Here is a 2352-nt window from a genome sequence, read left to right on the forward strand (position 1 = left end):
CTGGCTATTCTCTTCATTGTTCGGTATTGTGTGTTGCTGATAAGGAGGCGGCACACATGAACGACTATATGAAAGCCCTGCACCAGCGGTTCTTCCGAAAGCCAAATCTCACCGAACTGGAGAAGGAAATTGAAACTGCCCGTCAGGAAGTGCGGGACTGCCTGGACAAGAACCAGCGGCGCAGGCTCATGGACCTAGTAGATGGACAAGCCCTGCTACGGGAAGAAATCTCCCAGGCCAGCTTCACCGCAGGATTCAAACTGGCCTGGGGAATTACAAAAGAACTGGAGGCGGATGACCTGCACTCCTCCCAGGAGGAATCAGAGTACATCTGCCATCACATACAGAGGGAGGATTGATGCCATGGCAAAACGCAGAGCATCCGGGGACGGCATGGTGCGGAAACGGAATGGCCGCTGGGAGGGCCGCATGGTCATCGGCCACAAGGAAAACGGCGACCCCATCTTCCGTTACGTCTACGCCGATACCCAAAGAGAATTAACTGCCAAACTGCGGCAGAACATCAGTGCCTATCAGGGCGTACATCTCACCGAGAAAAGTAACATGACCCTGTCCCAATGGTTGGACAAATGGCTGGACGAGTACATCTCATCAAACATTCGCCCCAATACCTTAGATGGATACCGAAGGGACTTGAACAACCACGTCAAACCATACCTGGGGGATAAGCCCCTGCTGAAACTCACAGGCAAAGACTTGAACACCCTCTACCAGAAGCTGCTGGAGCACGGACGCATGGACAAGCGGGGCAATCAAGGGCTGGGGCTGAGCCCCACCACCGTCCGTGGGATTCACAACACCCTTCATCACGCTTTGAAAACCGCCGTAGATGAAGGTCTCCTCCCTGCCAACCCTGCCCACAAGGTAACACCCCCCAAGGTGGCTCATCGCACCAAAGGGATTCTAAACCACCACCAGCTGGATGTCTTCAAGGCGGTCATCCAAAAAGATTGGATATGGCGAGACTTCTTCTTCACCGAACTGACCACAGGTCTGCGGCGGGGCGAGCTGTGTGGCCTGCAATGGTCAGACTTCGACGAAGCATCCGGACACTTGAAGGTGCGCCGCACCATCCACCCCAGAAAAGGCGGCGGCGTGGAGGTGGGGGACACCAAGACCTATGCGGGAACCAGGACCATCCTGCTCCCCTCCAGCACGGCTCGTATGCTGCGGGAGCGAAAGCAGTCCGCCCTATCCCAGTGGATTTTTCCCGACCCCCTCCGGCCAGAGTACCCTGTCTCTCCCTCCAAAGCCTATCGTCGATTGAAAGAGCTGCTCCAGGAGGCGGGATTGCCGGACATTCGTTTCCATGACCTCCGCCACACCTTCGCCACCCATGCCCTGTCCAGCGGGGTGGATGCCAAGACCTTGTCCGGGATTCTGGGCCACACAAAGGCTAGCTTCACTCTGGACACCTACACCCATGTGACTGGGGAGATGCAGCGCAACGCCGCCGACATCGTGGGCGGCTTCCTGACAGAACTACTGGGAGAGGAGATGGAGCCATGGCAAAGAAGCGGAAACGTGGAGATGGCAGTCTCCACCTGAGAAAGGACGGCCGATGGGAAGGGCGATACGTCATCGGCTACGACGACAACGGACGCCCCAAAACCAAAAACGTGCTGGCCAAAACCAAGGCAGAATGCGCAGCCAAGCTGAAAGCCCTGAAAGAGGAAGTCCAGGGGGCAGCCCCCAAGTCGCCTAAGGTAGACATGACCTTTGGGGCATGGTTGGATCACTGGTATCAGCAGTACTGCAAACCAGGCATCAAGCCCAAGACCCAGACCGACTATGAAAACCGCATCTATCAGCACATCATCTCGGAGTTGGGGCACATCCCCCTCTCCCAGTTGACCCAAGGGGACCTCCAGCAGTTCTATCAACGGCTGAAACAAAACGGGCGGTTGGCTCAAAGGGATCTGTACGGCTCCGGACTGTCTGACCGGATGGTGAAAAGCTGCCATGTCACCTGCCGAATGGCACTGGACAAAGCCCTGGCTGAGGGCCTGATCCAGAAAAATCCCGCCGCTGCCTGCAAGGTACCCACCACCCGTCCCAGGGAGATGCAGGTCCTCACCGGGGAGGAAATTCAACGCCTGCTGATTCAGGCCAAAGAGGACGGGTGCTATGAGCTCTTACTGCTGGAACTGTCCACTGGCCTGCGCCGTGGGGAAATCCTGGCCCTCCAATGGGACGACCTGGATGTGCAGACGGGTGAATTAAAGGTAGAGCGGCAGGTACAGCGCATCCACAAAAAACTGGTGGTCTCCCAGCCCAAGACCAAGGCGTCCAGCCGAAGCCTGGTCCTCCCCCGCCCCATTCTCCACGTCC

Annotated in this window: 3 protein-coding genes; all 3 read left to right on the forward strand. The window is 57.2% G+C overall.

Translation table 11 applies throughout. The annotated features are described in order from the left end of the window. Positions 1-56 precede the first annotated feature (56 nt). Positions 57-359, forward strand: coding sequence for a hypothetical protein (locus tag H9X86_RS11875; RefSeq protein WP_204901709.1), 303 nt, complete (start codon positions 57-59; stop codon positions 357-359). Positions 360-363: 4 nt separating this feature from the next. Next, a complete protein-coding gene (locus tag H9X86_RS11880; RefSeq protein ID WP_204901710.1) occupies positions 364-1569 on the forward strand; it encodes a tyrosine-type recombinase/integrase in 1206 nt (401 codons plus the stop codon). Beyond that, the coding region (locus tag H9X86_RS11885) for a site-specific integrase (RefSeq protein WP_204901711.1) at positions 1527-2352 on the forward strand (826 nt) is incomplete at its 3' end. The genes H9X86_RS11880 and H9X86_RS11885, both read left to right, overlap by 43 nt.

Origin of the sequence: Pseudoflavonifractor capillosus (assembly GCF_016902575.1) — a bacterium.
Taxonomy (GTDB): Bacteria; Bacillota; Clostridia; order Oscillospirales; family Oscillospiraceae; genus Enterenecus; species Enterenecus capillosus_A.

Excerpts from the sequence above, each read along its gene's own strand:
- H9X86_RS11875 (WP_204901709.1), top strand. The coding sequence starts at position 57 with ATGAACGACTATATGAAAGCCCTGCACCAGCGGTTCTTCCGAAAGCCA.
- H9X86_RS11880 (WP_204901710.1), top strand. The coding sequence starts at position 364 with ATGGCAAAACGCAGAGCATCCGGGGACGGCATGGTGCGGAAACGGAAT.